General features: G+C 36.7%; 16 protein-coding genes. All 16 read right to left on the bottom strand.

Translation table 11 applies throughout. The annotated features are described in order from the left end of the window. Nucleotides 1-881: tRNA (adenosine(37)-N6)-dimethylallyltransferase MiaA (miaA, locus tag A194_RS0106730; RefSeq protein WP_017186095.1), on the bottom strand; the 881-nt coding region annotated here is incomplete at its 3' end. A gap of 15 nt (nt 882-896) precedes the next feature. Then, a complete protein-coding gene (gene mutL / locus A194_RS0106725; RefSeq protein WP_017186094.1) occupies nt 897-2,744 on the bottom strand; it encodes a DNA mismatch repair endonuclease MutL in 1,848 nt (615 codons plus the stop codon). A gap of 13 nt (nt 2,745-2,757) precedes the next feature. Beyond that, nucleotides 2,758-5,307, bottom strand: a complete 2,550-nt coding sequence (gene mutS / locus A194_RS0106720; RefSeq protein ID WP_017186093.1) for a DNA mismatch repair protein MutS — start codon at nt 5,305-5,307, stop codon at nt 2,758-2,760. A 105-nt stretch (nt 5,308-5,412) separates the two neighbouring features. Continuing rightward, complete coding sequence (cotE, locus tag A194_RS0106715; RefSeq protein WP_017186092.1) at nt 5,413-5,943, bottom strand: outer spore coat protein CotE; 531 nt, start codon at nt 5,941-5,943, stop codon at nt 5,413-5,415. Between the two features lie 890 nt (nt 5,944-6,833). Continuing rightward, nucleotides 6,834-7,244: a YlbF/YmcA family competence regulator gene (locus tag A194_RS0106710; protein ID WP_017186091.1), complete on the bottom strand. Its 411-nt coding sequence runs from the start codon at nt 7,242-7,244 to the stop codon at nt 6,834-6,836. Nucleotide 7,245: 1 nt separating this feature from the next. Continuing rightward, nucleotides 7,246-8,820: a tRNA (N6-isopentenyl adenosine(37)-C2)-methylthiotransferase MiaB gene (gene miaB / locus A194_RS0106705; protein ID WP_017186090.1), complete on the bottom strand. Its 1,575-nt coding sequence runs from the start codon at nt 8,818-8,820 to the stop codon at nt 7,246-7,248. A 157-nt stretch (nt 8,821-8,977) separates the two neighbouring features. Beyond that, the gene (locus tag A194_RS0106700; protein WP_017186089.1) at nt 8,978-9,889 is read right to left on the bottom strand and encodes a dipeptidase; all 912 of its coding nucleotides are present in this window, start codon (nt 9,887-9,889) and stop codon (nt 8,978-8,980) included. 181 nt (nt 9,890-10,070) lie between these two features. Further along, nucleotides 10,071-10,331 carry a stage V sporulation protein S gene (locus A194_RS0106695; RefSeq protein ID WP_017186088.1) on the bottom strand — a complete coding sequence of 87 codons (261 nt, stop codon included), beginning with the start codon at nt 10,329-10,331 and terminating at the stop codon, nt 10,071-10,073. Between the two features lie 112 nt (nt 10,332-10,443). After that, complete coding sequence (locus A194_RS0106690; protein WP_017186087.1) at nt 10,444-11,241, bottom strand: TIGR00282 family metallophosphoesterase; 798 nt, start codon at nt 11,239-11,241, stop codon at nt 10,444-10,446. 137 nt (nt 11,242-11,378) lie between these two features. After that, a complete protein-coding gene (gene rny / locus A194_RS0106685; RefSeq protein WP_017186086.1) occupies nt 11,379-12,944 on the bottom strand; it encodes a ribonuclease Y in 1,566 nt (521 codons plus the stop codon). Between the two features lie 264 nt (nt 12,945-13,208). Continuing rightward, nucleotides 13,209-14,243, bottom strand: a complete 1,035-nt coding sequence (recA, locus tag A194_RS0106680; protein WP_017186085.1) for a recombinase RecA — start codon at nt 14,241-14,243, stop codon at nt 13,209-13,211. An 88-nt stretch (nt 14,244-14,331) separates the two neighbouring features. Then, nucleotides 14,332-15,573, bottom strand: a complete 1,242-nt coding sequence (locus tag A194_RS0106675; protein WP_017186084.1) for a competence/damage-inducible protein A — start codon at nt 15,571-15,573, stop codon at nt 14,332-14,334. Continuing rightward, nucleotides 15,573-16,151 carry a CDP-diacylglycerol--glycerol-3-phosphate 3-phosphatidyltransferase gene (pgsA, locus tag A194_RS0106670; protein ID WP_017186083.1) on the bottom strand — a complete coding sequence of 193 codons (579 nt, stop codon included), beginning with the start codon at nt 16,149-16,151 and terminating at the stop codon, nt 15,573-15,575. Before pgsA ends, A194_RS0106675 begins: the two co-directional genes overlap by 1 nt. An 85-nt stretch (nt 16,152-16,236) precedes the next feature. Beyond that, the gene (locus A194_RS0106665; RefSeq protein WP_017186082.1) at nt 16,237-17,145 is read right to left on the bottom strand and encodes a helix-turn-helix domain-containing protein; all 909 of its coding nucleotides are present in this window, start codon (nt 17,143-17,145) and stop codon (nt 16,237-16,239) included. A gap of 17 nt (nt 17,146-17,162) precedes the next feature. After that, nucleotides 17,163-17,957, bottom strand: coding sequence for a YmfK family protein (locus tag A194_RS0106660; protein WP_017186081.1), 795 nt, complete (start codon nt 17,955-17,957; stop codon nt 17,163-17,165). Between the two features lie 171 nt (nt 17,958-18,128). After that, nucleotides 18,129-18,224 (bottom strand): DUF3243 family protein (locus tag A194_RS19740; protein WP_017186080.1); only part of this gene is annotated, 96 nt, incomplete at its 5' end.

The following is an 18,224-nucleotide window of genomic DNA, read 5'->3' as shown; positions in this document are numbered from 1 at the left end:
TAATGTACTGGGTCGATTGTATACCAATTTACACGATCTAGTTTATTTCGATAATAAGTTAATTGTCTTTTCGCAAACTTGCGAGTGTTCTGTTTAACTAGTTCAACCGTTTCATCAAAACCTCTTTCACCATTTAAATACGGAACCCACTCTTTATAACCAATTCCTTGCATCGGTTGCATGTCACTTCCGTACGTTTGATAAAGGTTACGAACTTCTTCAATTAATCCTTCCTCAATCATCTCATCAACACGTTGATTAATTCGTTCGTATAACGTTTCTCGTTCCATATCGAGTCCTATAATCATTGCGTTATAAGGTGAATCATAAGTTTGTTCCGCTTCATACTGTGACATCGGCTTTCCTGTTCTCTCAAAGACTTCTAAAGCACGAACAACTCTTCTGATATTGTTTGGGTGTATTTTGTTAGCTTGTACAGGGTCCACTTCTTTTAATTTATTATAGTAAGGTTCAACACCATTTTGTTTAATATCTTCAATTGCTTTTTCAACATATTCTTCATCTCGTTCAACGGATGAAAAATTAAAATTATAGAGTGCTGATTGGATATAGAAGCCTGTCCCACCTACTAAAATTGGAAGCTTATTTCTCTCTGTTATTTCTTCAACTGTCATGTTTAAATCTTCTTTAAACCTAGCAGCTGAATATTCATTTTCTGGTGATAATAGGTCAATGAGGTGGTGTGGAATACCTTCTGCTTCTTTGTCAGATACTTTAGCAGAACCTATATTAAACTGTTGGTAGACTTGCATAGAGTCACCATTAATTACTTCTCCATTAAACCTTTTACTTATTTCTATTCCTAGTTTCGTTTTCCCAACTGCTGTAGGGCCTATGACACTAACTAAAACAGGTTTCAAAATGGTCTCCTCGCTTTACATAATTCGTTTAAACATACGCTGCAACTCATACTCACTAAAATGAATAACGATCGGCCTACCGTGTGGACAAGTGAAAGGATCCTGACAAGTTCTTAATTCTTCTATTAAATAAGACATCTCTTCATGGCTTAAGTAATGATTAGCTTTAATTGAACGCTTACAAGACATAAGAATAGCCGCTTCTTCTCTTACTTTTTCTAAATCAATCGATTGTTCATGTGCTAAATCATCGATCATATCCCGTATAATTGATTCTTCTTCACCATTTGGGAACCAACTTGGGTAAGAACGAACTAAAAAACTATTATCGCCAAAAGGCTCTAGAAATAAACCTACCTTTTCAAGTTCTTCCTGATTTTCTTCAATTCGAATCACTTCTTGTTGAGTAAATTCAAATGTAAGTGGAATCGAAAGCTCTTGAACTTCTTTAATCGGATTGCCGAGTTTCTGTTTGAAAAATTCATATTTAATACGCTCTTGCGCAGCATGCTGGTCTACCATATATAGACCACTATCATCTTGAGCTAATATATAAGTACCGTGAAGTTGACCGATTGGATTTAAAAACGGGATTTTCTTTTCGTTTCGTTCAATATAAGATTGTTCAACTTGTTCTTCTACAAGTTCATTAGTATTTCTAGTTGTAGCTGTATTAATATTGTCATTTTCAACGGTCGGTTCCTCAGTTACACTACTTTCATCTTCGCGTACAATATTCGTGGAACCTAATTGTGTCGTATTTGGAAAAGAGCTTTGAATTGGTTCAGTAATTGGTGTAGAGTCTCGTTTTACCGAGAAGTCGAGTGACGTTTGTTCAGACTTAGGCTTCTCCTTCTTTACGCCAGATGGTATTAAGCGTTGTCCGTGTAAAACATCATAGACTGCTTGTTTGATTACATCAAATAACTCTTTTTCTTTACTAAACCTTACTTCTGTTTTCGCTGGGTGAACGTTCACATCGACCAAATACGGGTCCATATCAATCTTTAATACAACAACAGGATATCTACCGATCGGTAAAAATGTATGATAACCATCCAATATCGCTTTATTAACCATTGGGTTTTTAACGAAACGTCCATTTACAATTAAAGAAATATAGTTGCGGTTAGAACGCGTGACCTCTGGTTTAGCAATATAACCTTGGACATTATAATCAAGTGAGCTAGCGTTAACTTCTAACATGTTTTTCGCAATGTTTGTCCCATATATTTGTTGGACTGCATGGAGTAACTGGCCATTACCTGGTGTAAAAAAGATCCGCTTACCGTTATGTTCACATTCAAATCGAATATCGGGATGCGATAAAGCCATTCGGTTTATAACATCAGTTAAATGACCTAACTCGGTGTGTACTGTTTTTAAATATTTCAACCGTGCTGGTGTATTATAAAACAAGTTTTCAACCGTAATTTCAGTCCCTTTACGTTTCGTATGCTTATTATGCTCTACTAACGTCCCGCCGTGAACGACAATTTCAGTACCTGCACTTTCACCTGTAGAAGTTCTTAAAGTCAACTGACTAACTGAGGCTATACTCGCTAAAGCTTCTCCTCGAAACCCTAATGTGCTAACACGGAATAAGTCTTGCTCGTTTGTTATTTTACTCGTTGCATGACGGCCAAATGCTTTAGGGACATCTTCAGATTGGATCCCAACACCATTATCGATCACTTTAATAGAACGCAAGCCTGCTTCTTGAAGTTCAATTTTAATCCATGAACTTTCAGCATCAATACTATTTTCAATTAACTCTTTAATTACAGAGGCTGGACGTTCTACGACTTCACCGGCTGCAATTTTGTTTGAAAGTGATTCGGGTAATTCGATAATTTTGCCCATACAGCACCTCCTTTTAACTTAATTTCTTTTGGAGTTCGTAAAGCTTGTTCATCGCATCCATTGGAGTTAAGTTCATCAGATTAGTTTCACGTAACTCTTTAGCTACCTCAACTTCTCTAGTTGCAGGTGGTGCCTCTGTTTGTTCTTCAAATAACGTTAGTTGTTGCTCTTTTACAAATTCGTCTTTAATTGACTGTGTACTTTCAAATGTTTGAAGTAAATAGTTGGCACGATCTATAATCTCATCTGGTAAGTCTGCTAATTTAGCAACGTGAACACCATAGCTTTTATCAGCTTTACCTGGTTTTATTGTGTGTAAAAACACAACTTCTCCTTCTTGTTCATCGACTTCTACATGGACATTTTCCAGATTCGCAAGCGATTCATTTAAAGACGTTAACTCATGATAATGCGTGGCGAATAAAGTTTTCGCTCCAACTTGGTCGTGTAAGTGTTCGACGATTGATTGAGCTAATGCCATTCCATCATAAGTACTAGTCCCACGTCCAATTTCATCGAATAAAATTAAACTATTCTCAGTTGCATGGCTAACAGCGTGTTGAGCTTCAAGCATTTCAACCATAAATGTACTCTGCCCCGACACTAAGTCATCAGCTGCACCAATACGTGTGAAGATCTGATCAAAGACCGGAATTTTAGCATATGTTGCAGGAACGAAACACCCAATTTGCGCCATAATCGCCATTAAGCCAAGCTGTCGCATGTAAGTACTTTTACCTGCCATGTTAGGACCTGTAATAAGTAAAATACTTGTGTCATCATCCATTTCAAAGCTGTTTGGAACAAATTCTTCTTGCATCACTTGTTCAACGACAGGGTGTCTTCCTTCGTGGATACTTAGTGAATGTTCTTCATTTAATGATGGTTTCACATAATTGAATTGTTCACTTACGTTAGCAAAGCTGACGAGTACATCGATTTCGCTTATTTGTTCAGCTAATTTTTGGAGAAGCGGAATATATTGTTTCATCTGTTCACGAATTTGAACAAATAGCTCATATTCTAACGCTACACTTTTATCTTTAGCTTCTAAAATTAACCGCTCTTTTTCTTTTAATTCAGGCGTGATAAATCGTTCAGCATTAGCGAGTGTTTGCTTACGTTCATATCTTTCTGGATCGACTTGTGAAAGATTAGCTTTCGTAACCTCAATATAATAGCCAAATACTTTATTGAAACCAACTTTTAGCGATCTAATTCCTGTCTTTTCACGTTCTGTTGCTTCTAGTTGTGCTACCCATGCTTTACCATTACGAGAAGCTTCACGGTATTCGTCTAACTTACCGTCGTATCCATCTTTAATAATGTCACCTTCTGTAATCGATATCGGCGGTTCATCGTGAATACTTTTCTCTAATAGGTCGTGCATGTCTTGATAAACATGAATATCACCTAATAGTTGCGTAATCAGTTGTGATTCAAATTGGTTCAATATATCTTTTAAATGAGGGACTGCACTTAATGATTTTTTAAGTTGGATTAAATCCCTCGCGTTAACATTCCCGTATGACACACGGCCTGCTAGACGTTCTAAGTCATAAACATTTTTTAAATGTTCACGCAGTTCCCCTCGTTCAAAGAAATAGTCGATTAACGTTTGGACTTGTTCGTGGCGTCTTTCGATCGCTTCTTTTGATAACAGTGGTCTGTCTAACCATTTTTTAAGTCGACGAGCCCCCATTGCAGTTGATGTTTCGTCTAATACCGATAGTAAAGTTCCTTTTTGACTTTTGTCGCGAATCGATTCCATTAGTTCTAAATTTCTTTTTGAATAAAGATCCAGTTTCATAAATTGTTCAACTGGTACATATTCAACCCGTTGTAAGTGAGTGAGGAATCGTTTTTGCGAATGATAAATATATTGAAATAAACGACCGAATGCTTCTGAAAGCATTGGATCATTTAGTTGATCAATCAAGTAATTAAAGTCTTCTGGTATGTCACAATCATCTTGGAAAGAGATGGTCACATTTAAATAGGCTTGTAGAGATTGTTTATGTTCTTCCGGAAAATCAGAAGATACAACGACTTCTTTGACTGGACGGTTGTACAATTCACTTAGTACATCTTTGAAGCTAGTAATTTTGCTAACGAAACATTCTCCAGTAGATAAGTCGGTATAAGAAATAATATAAAGGCCCTCACGCTGAGTAATGGATGTAATGAAGTTGTTTTCATCTTCTGCTAACATGTTATCTTCCATAATGGTACCAGGAGTAACAACTTGTACCACTTCACGCTTAACGACACCCTTAGAGGCTTGAGGGTCTTCTACTTGTTCACATATAGCTACTTTATACCCTTTATTAATTAATGTACTAATATAATTTTCAGCTGAATGGTACGGAACACCACACATTGGAATCTTTTCTTCTTGGCCGCCGTCCCTTTGGGTTAGAGTAATCTCTAATTCTTTCGCTGCTTTTAATGCATCATCAAAAAACAGTTCGTAAAAGTCGCCTAAGCGAAAAAATAGAAATGCGTCTTCATTTTCAGATTTTATTTTTAAATATTGCTTGATCATTGGCGTATAATTGCCCATGTTATGTATCCCCCAATAGATAATCTCTAAACGTCATTATAGCATAGTTTGTCGAATGAATTAATAAAACCATACAGCCAAAATTAGCTGTATGGTTTTATAAAGTTAGTTTCTGTCGATTTCGATTTCAGCTAACTCTGATTCCAGTTCATCTAAATCTACATCATCTTCATCAAAACCGTCTGGCTCGACTTTTGCCCAAACTTTAGTTTCACCAATTAAATCAACAACGAATTCACGCTCAAGCTCAACTTTAACATTTTTATTTTCTTCATCAATCGTGCATTCAAGCGTATTAGGTTGTTGAGTTGCTCTTGCAACGACATCGAAGTTGTTCGTTAAGCACTTGTTGTCTTTCATCGCAATTGGTACTTTATCGACATATTGCTTTCGTTCTGTAATGACTTCTGTTTTCGTATTATCAGAATACGAATACCATACATTAATGTCATATGCTCCAGAAACTTCTACAACATGCCCTTTCTTTCTTGCTTGGTACTGATGGTTAATGATCCAGCAACCTAGAATGCTCGTTGGTTTATAGTTAGGTGAAACGGTATGAGAGGTTTCGGTAAATTTCTTACCTTTACCACAAACTGCTTTCGTAATAATCTCACGATAATCTCGACCCGCCATATTAACTTTCCTCCTCTTTAATTAGCCAATTTATAATATGGTTATTAGGCATATATTGTGAATCTAAAATCTATAGCTTAATAGATGTATACTCATTCATATGCTCATGCCCATTAAAACGTTCATATGGCTAGAGGAAATACCGGTTGTTGGTATAAAAATACACTGCTCACTCATTACTCTTTTAAAGTTAGGACTCGCATCGCTACATCAAAATGCTTCGCTTTCACCCGCAGAGCACAAGTGCAACTTCTGCTCATGCTCCCTACGGTCGCTTGTCGCAGTGTTTTCTTTGCCGGGGCACGGCTCGAGCCAGGCAACTTCATCGAAACTGCATCACTCGGCAGACAAAGGAACTTCGGCTAAGTACCGGACGTCAATCACAAACGCCGAAGTGACCCACATCCTGTGCGCCTCTGGGGGTCTCGAGACTCGTGCTGTTCCTGTGACGACCCGGACGGTCTAATGTCGGCGTTGGTCACAAATGTAGATTTCAAAAGCTTCAGCGCTTTAATTTGCGCCGAGTAACCGCAGGCGCAGGACGTGACCGTTTTTAGCGACCTGGAGTCTACGCATTTTGATTCCGCTTAGTTCAACTCACCTAATAGCAAAATTGGCACGGGTGCTTGTTTTAATTGTTATTGTCCTATCCCTTTTCATTTTATTATAGATGTATAATTAAATAATTAGAGCACCAATTAGCGCCATAAAACCTTTCAAATGATTTAATATCATGTATATCAACGGTTCAGGTAAAAGACACCCACTCTTTACAGCGTTAAAATTGTACAGCTACCCCAACAAATATTTAAGAGCCTAAAATTAAAAATCCTCGGCTTTGAACATTTAAGTTCGAAACCAAGGATTAGTTATGATGATTAATTCACAAGTTAGTATTTTAACTCTTTACCTGTTTCACCTTTTAAAACATTGCCACCTGTTGCTCTAATGATTTCATTAGTCACTTCATCAGCTATTGTTTTTGTAACACGTTGTAGGATGTCATTTACAACAACTTGAGACTCTTTAAATTCTTGAACGATTGGAATTTCATCTAATTCGTTTTGTAGACGATCCAATTCTTCTTCAACGCGTTTTTGAGCTTCCTGTTTGTCATAATGCTGTAGGTTAACAGCCTGCTTTTGTAACGCTTTGATTTTCTTAATGTGGCTTTGAATTTTATTATTATTGTTAATTTTCACTTCTAATTGTTTAAAGCGTTCGATTTCTTCGATGTTAGCTAATTTGTAAGCTAGCTCATTTGCTTCTTTGATGACTTCTTGTCTTGTATACTTTGCCATATTAACTCACCTCAACTGACTCTTCAACCATGACGCCATCAAGCGTCCAAGTTTTAGCTTCTGTAATTTTTACTTCTACGATTTGTCCGATTGCCGATCTTGGCCCTGTAAAGTTAACAAGTTTACTATGCTCAGTATAACCAGCTAATACATCAGGATTGTTTTTACTCTCACCTTCGACTAAAACTTTAACTGTTTCACCTTCATACTTTTTCATTGCTTCAGCAGATAAAGCATTTACTTTCTTGTTTAGACGTTGAAGGCGTTCTTTTTTCTCATCCATAGAGATCTTATCATTAAATTTAGCTGCTGGTGTACCATCTCTTGGAGAGAAAATAAAAGTATAAGCACCTTCAAAGCCAACTTCATCGTAAAGTGAAAGCGTATCTTCAAATTGCTCCTCAGTTTCGTTAGGAAAACCGACAATAATGTCTGTTGAGAACGAAGCATGAGGAATCGCTTTTTTAATTTTACCAACTAACTCTAAATATTGTTCGCGCGTGTATTTACGTCCCATTAACTTCAGTACATTAGAGTTACCTGATTGTACTGGTAAATGGATGTATGGCATTAAGTTGCCACCTTTGGCTAGAACTTCGATTAAACGATCATCGAAATCTCTAGGGTGTGATGTTGTAAAGCGTACTCTTGGAATATCAATTTTACGAATTTCATCCATTAAGTCACCTAAACCGAATTCGATATCATCGAAGTCTTTACCATATGCGTTAACATTTTGACCTAATAAAGTCACTTCTTTGTAGCCTTGTGCTGCTAAGTGGCGTACTTCTTGAATAATATCTTCTGGGCGACGGCTACGTTCCTTACCACGTGTATAAGGAACGATACAGTAAGTACAGAATTTATCGCAACCGTACATAATATTGACCCATGCTTTAATGTTACCTTGACGACGTTTTGGAAGATTTTCTATAACGTCACCTTCTTTAGACCAAACTTCAACAACACGCTCTTTACTTAAGTGAGCGTTTTGAACGAGTTGTGGTAAACGGTGAATATTGTGCGTACCGAATATTAAATCTACTTGATGGTGCTTCTCTAAAATTCGATTAACAACTGACTCTTCTTGTGACATACAGCCACATACACCGATAATTAAATCAGGGTTTTCAACCTTTAATGGTTTTAAGTGTCCAATCTCACCAAACACTTTGTTTTCAGCGTTTTCACGAATTGCACAAGTATTAAGAAGAATGATATCAGCCTCTTTTTGATCAGTAGTGGCCTCATACCCCATCTCTTCTAAAATTCCTGACATAACTTCAGTATCATGCTCGTTCATTTGGCAGCCATAAGTGCGAATTAAATATTTACGGCCAGTACCTAGTCCTTTAAACTGCTCGTCGATCTCAAAATTGTCATGGTACTTAACATCTTGCTTACCACGCTTTTGGGCTTTACGTAAGTTTGGCGGTTCGTAAGTAGCTTCAAAATATTTAATAAAATCATCTGATGTTTTATCTTTTAAACGATTGAGATTATCCTGGTCGGATTTTATGTCCGATGGATTAGATTGTTTTATTTGATTCTGTTCATTCCTTTGCTTCTCATTCATGACAAGGCTCCTTTCATTAAGTATCCTATATACAACATACGCATACCTCTTATCAGTATAATTGCTCAACGTGATTTTAACAATAATCATATCAAAAATCCAAATTAAAACCCAAAAGTTGTCATAATTAAGACAAACTTTTGGGTTAGTTAATTTATTAATCTAAATGTCTAACAAAATTGTCATAAGAAAACTTATGGACATCTTCTGAAGAATAGCGTTCTAATACTTTTTGAATTAAATTGTCGTAGTCACCGATGTGTTCTAACTGTTTAATCGTTTTATTTATTCCGTCAAAATCAGAACCGAAAGCAATCGAGTCTTGACCACCAAGTTCATATAAATGATCTAAATGCTTAACTAAATCATTAATCGTTACTTCATCACCTTCTGCAGTGAAATATGGAACAAATGTTAACCCTACTGGTGCTTTTTTATTAAAGAACTGTTTTAGGTGTTCATCAGAAACGTTACGGTCATGTGCATAGATTGATTTTGCATTTGAATGTGAAAACATTGGATAGCTCGCAAACTTTAATACATCATCAATGCCAGCTGGAGATAAATGAGAACAGTCGGTATATACTTTATACTCATTTAGTACTTCAACGACTTCTTTTCCGAAAGCTGTTAAACCTTTTTCAGGTTTCTCTACACAAGTTCCAGATACCGCATTCGAATTATTCCACGTCAGCCCAACTGCTTTGATGCCTAGTCTTAATAATGTACGTAATTTGTGTAAATCTTCACCTATTACGTGACAACCTTCTAAAGTTAACATCGCACCTTTTTCGTGTGGTTTTAATGATTCAATGTCTTCTTTACTTTGTACCCACTTAATATTGTCATAAGGCTTAACAACTTTCTCGTGAAAAAGATCAACCATTTCTAAAGCAGCATTAAAATAGTCTCCCTCTTTTTCTGGAGGTACAAATATTGCAAAACATTGGACTTTTACAGGGCTATCCACCCACTTAGAATATGAAATATGTAAGTCATCATCGTCAAAAGTCTTTGAACGATCTTCCCATAGTTTTAATAAAGCGTCACAGTGCATATCTATCACCATAACGATCCCCCTCTCCCTATACAAAAAAATTAAAATTTCGTATATTCCCATTTTACTAACAATTAAAGAATAGGCAATAAAATTGACAGAAAAAAATAATGAGAATGATTTCCATAAGTTTTTGAATACAAAAAAAGTACAAAGCTAATGTTAGCTTTGTACTTCAACACTTTAGTTGTTGTTATCTCGGCTCAACAATTAGCTTGATTGCCGTACGCTCTTCTTGTTCGATCGTAATATCTGTAAATGCTGGAATACAAATCAAGTCAACACCACTAGGAGCAACAAACCCTCTTGCTATGGCTACAGCCTTAACAGCTTGGTTCAGTGCACCTGCACCAATTGCTTGAATTTCGGCAGAGCCACGCTCTCTTAATACGTTCGCTAATGCACCTGCCACTGAATTTGGATTTGATTTCGATGATACTTTGAGTATTTCCATCCCTAGTTCCTCCTTCAATTACTATAGTGATTTCATAATTAATCTATTCAGCATTTCTACGACCTATTCCTTTTATTATGAACTAATTATCGGAAAAATTCAAATAATTTGTCTATTCGAAGTTGAGATGGTCATCATTGATCAATATTCTCTTAATGTTTTTACCTTCACCTGTTTTTGGATCGACTTTTGCAACGACACCACTTAAGACCGTTTGATCGGTTTCAGGAATGTCAAAGCGAACCGGCAAACCTGTTTTAAACTTACGAATGACAGCTTCTTTTTCTACTCCTAAAATGCTGTTATATGGTCCAGTCATACCAACATCCGTAATATAAGCGGTTTTATTAGGCAAAATTCGTTCATCTGATGTTTGAATATGTGTATGTGTACCTACAACTACTGACGCTTTCCCATCTAGGTACCACCCCATTGCTTGCTTTTCGCTTGTTGCTTCAGCATGAAAGTCTACAAATATAATATTCGTTTCTTTCTTTGCTTCCTTAATCAATTGATCGACGACAGTAAAAGGGTCATCTATAGGGTTCATAAACGTACGGCCTTGAATATTAATAACAGCAACTTTTTTTGAGCCCATTTTATAAAATTGAAGGCCTGTTCCTGGTGTTCCTTCTGGATAATTTCCTGGTCTAACAAGTTGGTGAGCATCGTCAATAAAGTCAAAAATCTCACGTTTATCCCAAGCGTGGTTACCTAACGTGACAATATCTGCTCCCCAATCAAGGATCTGCTGATAGATTTTTTTTGTTATACCTTTGCCGTGCGCAGCATTCTCACCGTTTACAATGGTCAAGTCAGCTTGATATTGCTTTTTTAAGTTTGGTAGTTGGTTTTGTAGTGCTGTGCGTCCAGGCTTACCTACAATATCGCCAATAAATAGAATATTCATAACTAGATCCTTTCTAAAACTATAATCTTTTTGAAGTTAATGGTCTATTAAGATTAGCTTACTATTTTCTTTTATAATTCATCGTTACATACTTAATAAGTCTAGTCAAAATAAAAGACGCTAATCGCCGTCTTTTATTACTTAGCATATTCTACTGCACGTGTTTCACGAATAACTGTTACTTTAATATGTCCTGGATATTCTAATCCTTCTTCAATCTTGTGACGAATATCGCGAGCTAATGTAACAGCTGTTGAATCATCAATATCATCTGGACGAACCATAATTCTAACTTCACGACCAGCTTGAATTGCGAATGACTTCTCAACACCTTCATAAGCATCTGCTATTTCTTCTAGTTTTTCTAAACGTTTAATATAATTCTCTAGTGATTCACTTCGAGCTCCTGGTCGAGCAGCTGATAGAGCATCAGCAGCGGCAACGATTACAGAGATGATACTAGTTGCTTCTTCATCACCGTGGTGTGAAGCAATAGCATTAACAACCGTATCATTCTCTTTATACTTTTGGCCTAGCTCTTTACCGATTTCAACGTGACTGCCTTCCACTTCATGGTCAACAGCTTTGCCGATATCGTGTAATAAACCAGCTCTTCTAGCCAACTGCTCATCTTCTCCTAGTTCTCCAGCTAATAGTCCAGACAAGTAAGCGACTTCTAGAGAGTGTTTTAGAACGTTTTGACCATAACTCGTACGGTACTTCAGTCGTCCAATGATTTTAACTAAGTCAGGGTGGATGCCATGAGCACCAATATCAAATGTCGCTTCTTCACCCACTTCTCTGATGTATTCATCAACTTCACGACGAGACTTCTCTACCATTTCCTCAATTCGTGCAGGGTGAATTCTTCCGTCCTGCACAAGGTTTTCAAGTGCAATGCGAGCAATTTCGCGTCTGATCGGGTCAAAACCAGAAAGAATGACAGCTTCAGGTGTGTCATCAATAATTAGGTCAATACCAGTTAATGTTTCAAGAGTACGGATATTACGACCTTCCCTACCGATGATTCTTCCTTTCATCTCATCATTTGGTAGGTTAACAACAGAGACTGTCGTTTCAGAGACGTGCTCAGCTGCTAAACGTTGAATAGCTAGTGATAAGATGTTTTTAGCTTTCTTATCAGCCTCTTCTTTAGCTCGAGATTCTTCACGTTTAATAATCATAGCTGTTTCATGAGCCATCTCTTTCTCAACACGATCAAGAATAGCTTGCTTAGCTTGTTCTTCAGTTAAGCCAGAAATTCTTTCTAACTCTGCTTGTTGTGTCGATAACAATTCTTCCACTTTGCTTTCAGCTTTATTTAGTTGTTGTTGTTTTTCGTTTAATGACTCCTCTTTGTTTTCTAATGTTAGCTCACGTTTATCCAACGTTTCACTTTTACGATCAAGCGTTTCTTCTTTTTGCATGAGTCGATTCTCTTGCTTTTGGATTTCATTTCGACGCTCTCGTAATTCTTTTTCTTGCTCTTGGCGTAAACGATGACTTTCGTCTTGAGCTTCTAAAAGAGCTTCCTTCTTGGCAGCTTCTGCATTTCTTCTGCCTTCCTCTTCTATTTTACGAGCAAATTCTTCAGCACTAGAAATTTTAGCTTCCGCAATCGAACGACGAATCAGGTAACCAACAACAGTACCGACAACTAAAGCAAGCAAAATGGAGATGATTAAAATTGCCATACTATCCATACATTCACCTCCTCTTGCTATTCATTTGTTTCAAACTTTCATTTTCATTTCGGTCGGTAATGTACAATCATTCATCATAAGCATCAAAGTATAAAATGAAAATTATACATATTAATTTTAAGCTTGTCTATCGTTCATGTCAAGGAATTGTCAAACTATTTAACTATATGTCTAAAAAAATGTTATACTTTCAGCTTATATTTTCAAAGAAAATTAATACAACACCTTTACTCAATTTTGTACGAGAAAAGGTGTTGTAAAGATCTATTCTAGCTCTAATTTTTCTTGTGCTTCCGAATCTTCTGATGCTTCGTCATCTATATTGTAGTGAGCTCGAATTTCATTATGAATTTGTTCATAAATATCTGGGTTATCTTTTAAGAATTGCTTAGCATTCTCTCGACCTTGTCCCAATTTATCACCATTATAAGAAAACCATGCTCCACTCTTTTGGACAACTTCTAAGTTAGAGCCGATATCTAATATTTCACCTTCTTTAGAAATACCTTCACCGTACATAATGTCCACTTCAGCTTGTTTGAATGGTGGTGCTACCTTATTTTTCACTACTTTAACACGTGTTTTATTACCTACCATATCATTACCTTGCTTTAACGTTTCAGCACGACGAACTTCTAGGCGTACAGAAGAATAGAACTTTAACGCACGTCCACCTGGTGTCGTTTCAGGGCTACCGAACATTACACCAACTTTTTCACGAATTTGGTTAATGAATACAGCAGTTGTATTCGATTTATTAATAGCACCTGATAGTTTTCTAAGTGCTTGTGACATTAAACGGGCTTGTAAACCGACGTGAGAGTCTCCCATTTCACCTTCGATTTCTGCTTTAGGTACTAATGCTGCTACAGAGTCAACAACAATAATATCTACTGCACCACTACGTACTAGTGCCTCAGCAATTTCTAAAGCTTGTTCACCTGTATCTGGCTGTGAAAGTAGTAACTCATCTATATTAACACCTAATCTTCTCGCGTAGACCGGGTCTAAAGCGTGCTCAGCATCAATAAATGCAGCTTGGCCACCTTGATTTTGTGCTTCTGCAATGGCATGTAGTGCAACTGTTGTTTTACCAGAAGATTCAGGACCATATATTTCAACGATTCTTCCTCTCGGGTAGCCACCAACACCTAATGCTACGTCGACTCCTAGAGAACCAGTTGATACAGTTGAAATAGCTTGCCCTTCCTGTTCTCCCAGTTTCATAATAGAGCCTTTACCAAATTGTTTTTCTATTTGTTTTAGTGCCATATCTAATGCTTGTTTACGATCGCTCATAATTACATTCCCCTTTCGTTCATCTATATCTATCATACTATGAATTAGATCATTTGCCAAGAAAAAAAGCGAATATTTGTTCTGTTTTTTATGAAGTCATGATATGGATTAACTGTTTGAGCCCAGCTTGAACTGCTTCATCTCTAATTTGATTGCGGTCTCCAGAGAAATGGTAATGTTCACACTTAGTTTCTCCATTGTAATTAATAGCAATAAAAACTGTTCCAGGTTCATAACCATTGACTTCATCCGGACCTGCAACACCAGTGAAGCTTATTGATATATTGGAGTCCACCATTCGTTGCGTATTGTCTGCCATTAACTTGGCACATGCCTCGCTGACAGCACCTTCGTTTTGTAAAAGGTTATGGGGAATGCCAACTATTTCTTCTTTCATATCATCTGTATACGAAATAATACTCCCTTTGAACAGTTGAGAAACCCCTTTATTCGCAACTATTGTCGAAGCAAATTGACCTCCTGTAATACTTTCACAAGCTGAAAGAGTCATCTCATGTTTCGATAGAAGGTAAATCAACTGTTGATCAAGCGACTGATCACCATAACCGAAGAAGTAGTCTCCAACCCGCTCATGGACTAGCTGCTCAGTATCGTCTAATAATTCAATTGCTTCCGCTTCTTTGTTTGATTTTGCTGTTAATCGAATTATAATGTAGCCGTTTCCCGCTAATGGTGCAATCGTAGGGTTCGTTTGTTCTTGTATTAAGTCAAGTAACTCAGTTTCTAATGCTGACTCACCTATACCTTGAAACGTTAGGATACGATGGAATAGCTTACCTTCTGTTAACCCTTTATCGTGGAGAAATGGAATTACTTTTTCGTTTGCAATCCATTTCATTTCTTTAGGAACCCCAGGTAAAAAGAACCATAGAACACCTTTATGTTCAAAATGTAAGCCAGGAGCCATACCGACCTTATTATGAAACACTTCTCCACCATTGAAAAATAGTGCTTGTTTACGATTGTTTTCAGTCATCGTTAAATTTCGTTCAGTATAATAACTTTGAACTTCTTGAAACGTAGGCTCATCTAATTTCAAGTCCGTCTCAAATAAACTGGCAGCAACCTCACGCGTTAAGTCATCTTCTGTGGGACCAAGCCCGCCTGTAACTATAATGATATTTGATCTTTTTTGTGCTTGTTCAAACACACTAGCTAAACGGTTAAAGTTATCCCCAACCGTTTGATGGTAATAAACATTTAAGCCGATGTTATTCAGTTTCTCAGATAGCCAACTTGCATTTGTATCAACGATTTGCCCTAATAACAGTTCTGTACCTACTGAGATAATTTCACATTTACTATTCATTACTTGGAATCCCTCATTACATGCCAATTTTTCTTAAAGTAGTCAACACCTGATATTACCGTAACTAATGCTGCTAAATATAGCAAAATTGTACCGATTGGTAACCCAATATAAGAAAATGGGAAATGATGCAGTAATAAAAATGCAGCTGAACCAATTTGTAATGTCGTTTTTAATTTCCCCATTTGACTTGCAGCTAAAACGATTCCATCACCAGCTGCAACTAAACGTAATCCTGTAACGGCAAATTCTCTACTTATAATGATAATCACGATCCAAGCTGGTGCCATCCCTAATTCAACTAAACAAATTAGCGCCGCTGAAACTAACAACTTATCAGCTAATGGATCTAAGAACTTTCCAAGGTTCGTCACTAGGTTATATTTACGAGCATAGTATCCGTCTAACCAATCTGTTAAAGAAGCGACAATAAATATAATAGCAGCTAGCAGATGTGTAACAGGCAGCTCATAGGCGCCGATGTTATAACTGCCCCAATCTAATGGTGCTACTAATAAAATGATAAAAATCGGAATTAAAAATAGTCGTGAAATAGTAATTTTATTTGGTAAATTCATACTGCGGTCCTCCAATTTTATTTACTGCAAGATCTATAGTTTATTTTAACCGAAAAAGAAATCCTTTGCGATTAAAAGCAAAGGATTAGTCTTCTTCATGATCATTTTGCCATATAATTTCAATACGTTGATGGACATTGTCGTTCGGATCGACTTCATACTCAAGCTCGACACCGCTCACTTCAATATCAAATCCACTTGCACGCCCTATGTTCATCTCTAGTTCAACTTCATTTCCATCTGAATCAAACTCAAATGGTGAATCATCATTACTAAACATTCCTGAAAAAAGTTGTGACTCTTCTCCATCTTCTGTTAAGTCAACTTCTAAGTAAGTTTCATCGTTTACTGTAAATGTAACCTCAAATGAATCCGCATCAACTAATTCATATGTCGTTCTTGGTGTACTGTCTTGATTAACCTCAAGCACGTTTAAGCTAGGATTAACTTCCTCAACCTCATCTTCTTCAGTCGACTCTTCCTCATCTTCATTTGATGCTTCCTCATCACCGTTTTCTTCGTTCTCATCGTCTTCATCATCTTCTGGTGCAGTAATGATTTCTTGAGGGGATTGTTCGTTTTCACCATCTGTTATGGCAGGCTGAATATAATTAACAATTGAATACCATATGGCAAACCCGATTCCAATAATTAATAAAAATACTAATAATTTTGGTAGAAGGGTGAAGATTTGATTACTTGCTTTTTGAGCCTTGCTATTCTTTCTTGATGGCGTCATATATTCATACGTTCGATCGTCCCCTGAAGGCAACTCATTAGCATATTCATTTATAAGCTCATCGCCGCTTAATCCAACAGCATCTGCATATTCTCTAACGAAAGCGCGAACATAGAAATTACCAGGAATTGTATCCCATTGATGATCTTCAATTGCCGTTAAATAGCGCTTTTGAATTTTAGTAGATTCGGCTAGCTGTGCAATTGTGAGTCCTTTTTCTTCTCTAGCTTCTTTTAGTCTTTGCCCTAATTCCATTGATTAACACCATCCATTTAAAAGTCAAACATAGAAAAGCCATCCTGTTCATCAAATTGTGGTCTTTGAATTTTCTCATACTTAATTTCTTCATCTACACTATTTCGAAGTTCGATAAAATAATCAAAGTCATCTAAAGAATATTCAGAGTTTTGAACGAATACATCAGGGTGTTCAACCACTTTAACTGCAGGTATACTCATCACTTCTCTTATTAGTTGCCAATGTTTTTCTGTAGCTCGCTTCATCGAAACAACACCGTCGATGATAAATAAATTATCTGCTCCGTATTCGTCTTTAATTAGCTGACTACGGACCGTCTGTTTCAATAATGTACTTGATAAAAATAACCATCTTTTATTGGCACAAACACTGGCTGCAACGATTGATTCAGTTTTACCGACTCTTGGCATTCCTCTAATACCAATTAAAACGTGCCCTTCTTTTTTATAAAGCTCCGCCATGAAATCCACTAATAAACCTAACTCGTCACGTACGAATCGGAACGTCTTCTTGTCGTCTGAATCACTTTTTATGTAACGGCCGTGCATTACAGCTAATTTATCACGTAATTTCGGACGTCTAATTTTCGTTACTCGAATTGTATCCATAGTATTTAAAATACTTATTAAACGCTCGATTTGGCGATCATCTTTACTTAATAACAACATTCCTCGTCGGTGATCTTCTACACCATTAATCATAATAATATTAATAGATAACATTCCTAATAAAGAAGAAATATCACCTAATAGGCCAGGCCGATTATATTTAATTTCATATTCTAAATACCAATCTTTACGTTCATCCATCACAATCAGCCTCTCGTACCAATTATAATATATGTCCAAAGTCTACAGACATGTTATTTCTATAATAAATTATTTTAATATTAATGAAAAGGTTAAAAGGATAAATAATGAAATTTAATACAAATGTAAAAAACTCCGCAAAGTGTATCGTTCACTTTACGGAGCTAAGTATTATCTGTCAGTACCTTCGTTTTGAACAAGTTTAACCATCATACTTGCAATTGATTTACGCTCTTCTTCAGAAGCAACATTCCAAAGATCCCTTAA

Origin of the sequence: Alkalibacillus haloalkaliphilus C5, assembly GCF_000269905.1 — a bacterium.
GTDB lineage: Bacteria > Bacillota > Bacilli > Bacillales > Alkalibacillaceae > Alkalibacillus > Alkalibacillus haloalkaliphilus_A.
The sequence above is the reverse complement of the archived record's forward strand: the minus strand, read 5'-3'. Positions and strand labels throughout refer to the sequence as shown.

Excerpts from the sequence above, each read along its gene's own strand:
- A194_RS0106710 (WP_017186091.1), bottom strand. The coding sequence starts at position 7,244 with ATGGCAAAGTATACAAGACAAGAAGTCATCAAAGAAGCAAATGAGCTA.
- A194_RS0106690 (WP_017186087.1), bottom strand. The coding sequence starts at position 11,241 with ATGAATATTCTATTTATTGGCGATATTGTAGGTAAGCCTGGACGCACA.
- A194_RS0106660 (WP_017186081.1), bottom strand. The coding sequence starts at position 17,957 with ATGGATGAACGTAAAGATTGGTATTTAGAATATGAAATTAAATATAAT.
- A194_RS0106665 (WP_017186082.1), bottom strand. The coding sequence starts at position 17,145 with ATGGAATTAGGGCAAAGACTAAAAGAAGCTAGAGAAGAAAAAGGACTC.
- pgsA (WP_017186083.1), bottom strand. The coding sequence starts at position 16,151 with ATGAATTTACCAAATAAAATTACTATTTCACGACTATTTTTAATTCCG.
- cotE (WP_017186092.1), bottom strand. The coding sequence starts at position 5,943 with ATGGCGGGTCGAGATTATCGTGAGATTATTACGAAAGCAGTTTGTGGT.
- mutL (WP_017186094.1), bottom strand. The coding sequence starts at position 2,744 with ATGGGCAAAATTATCGAATTACCCGAATCACTTTCAAACAAAATTGCA.
- A194_RS0106695 (WP_017186088.1), bottom strand. The coding sequence starts at position 10,331 with ATGGAAATACTCAAAGTATCATCGAAATCAAATCCAAATTCAGTGGCA.
- recA (WP_017186085.1), bottom strand. The coding sequence starts at position 14,243 with ATGAGCGATCGTAAACAAGCATTAGATATGGCACTAAAACAAATAGAA.
- A194_RS0106700 (WP_017186089.1), bottom strand. The coding sequence starts at position 9,889 with ATGGTGATAGATATGCACTGTGACGCTTTATTAAAACTATGGGAAGAT.
- rny (WP_017186086.1), bottom strand. The coding sequence starts at position 12,944 with ATGGATAGTATGGCAATTTTAATCATCTCCATTTTGCTTGCTTTAGTT.
- mutS (WP_017186093.1), bottom strand. The coding sequence starts at position 5,307 with ATGGGCAATTATACGCCAATGATCAAGCAATATTTAAAAATAAAATCT.
- A194_RS0106675 (WP_017186084.1), bottom strand. The coding sequence starts at position 15,573 with ATGAATAGTAAATGTGAAATTATCTCAGTAGGTACAGAACTGTTATTA.
- miaB (WP_017186090.1), bottom strand. The coding sequence starts at position 8,820 with ATGAATGAGAAGCAAAGGAATGAACAGAATCAAATAAAACAATCTAAT.